This is a genomic window from Corallococcus sp. AB049A (assembly GCF_003668885.1).
Lineage (GTDB): Bacteria > Myxococcota > Myxococcia > Myxococcales > Myxococcaceae > Corallococcus > Corallococcus interemptor.
In genome coordinates this window covers 1-1,268 of record NZ_RAWL01000802.1, presented here as the reverse complement: position 1 = coordinate 1,268, position 1,268 = coordinate 1, and the positions used below count along the sequence as shown (strand labels likewise).

Here is a 1,268-nt window from a genome sequence, read left to right as displayed (position 1 = left end):
CCCCACCCTGCCCCAGGGCAATGCCTCCGAGCAGCGGTTGGCCCAGCGCATGGACAAGCTGGTGGCGGAGCTGCGCAAGCGCACGCAGAACCAGGACGTCGCGCCGGAGCTCACGAAGCAGCTGGTGGACATCTACAAGTCCGCGGCGAACGCCACGACCGCCACCGAGCGCATGACCGTGAACCAGGCGCTGGATGCGTGGCAGGAGCGATTGACGACGCGCTTCCCTCACTGATCATCGGGAAGTCAGACGCGACCCCGAGTGGGTCAATCCGACTGATCATTCGTGCGGAAGCGTCGTTTCGGGATGTTTGAAAGCATTGGGAGCGCATGGCTATGGTTCGCGCGCCAGCGCCCCCATGAAAAACCCCTCCTCTCGTAGCGACGCCGGGCAACCCGTCCGGCCGGAGTCCCGGTCCAGCACAATCCCGGATCCCCTGTTGGGAATGCGGGTGGGTGAGTTCGTCATCCAGGAACGCATCGGCTCGGGCGGCATGGGCGTGGTGTACCGCGCGGTGCACCCGCTGATTGGCAAGCAGGCCGCCATCAAGGTCCTGCGGCTGGAGCTGGTGTCCGCGCCGCTGGTGCAGCGGCTGCTCGTGGAGGCCCGCGCGGTCAACGCCATCCAGCATCCGGGCATCATCGACATCTTCGGCTTCGGCAGCCTTCCGGATGAGCGGCCCTACGTCATCATGGAGCTGCTCAAGGGACGGCCTCTGTCGGACTTCGTCCGTGCGAAGCGGCCCATGGAACTCGAAAGCGTCGTCTGGGTCATGGACCAGATGCTGGCCGCGCTGGAAGCCGCGCATCAGGCAGGGGTCGTGCACCGGGACCTGAAGCCCGCGAACGTCTTCATCGCGGAGACCGCCAAGGCGTCGGCTTCCGTGAAGCTCGTCGACTTCGGCATCGCGAAGCTCCTGGAGTCGCACGACACTCCGCTCACGGCCGACGGTTCCGTCATCGGAACGCCGGAGTACATGGCGCCGGAGCAGATCCGCAGTGGCGGCGACGTCAGCCCCGCGACGGACCTCTACGCGGTAGGCGTGATGATGTTCCAGCTGCTCACCGGCGTGCGCCCGTTCCAGGGGGACTCGGTCCAGGTGATGTTCGCGCACATGGAGGAGCGCTCTCCCGCCCCCTCTTCGCGCGTGCCCGGGCTTCCCCAGGAACTGGACGCGCTGGTCCTGCAGTTGCTCCAGAAGGAGCCCACGCGGCGCCCGCCCTCCGCCGAGGCCGTACGCGAGCGCTTGAAGCGCATTCCCCTGCGC

At 67.1% G+C, this 1,268-nt stretch carries 1 protein-coding gene and 1 pseudogene; both read left to right on the top strand.

What is annotated here, in order from left to right; genetic code table 11:
- Window positions 1–235: pseudogene (locus D7X55_RS39505) on the top strand (serine/threonine protein kinase); the annotation flags it as partial.
- A gap of 211 nt (window positions 236–446) precedes the next feature.
- On the top strand, window positions 447–1,268 hold an 822-nt coding region (locus D7X55_RS39500), incomplete at its 3' end, for a serine/threonine-protein kinase (RefSeq protein ID WP_233610375.1).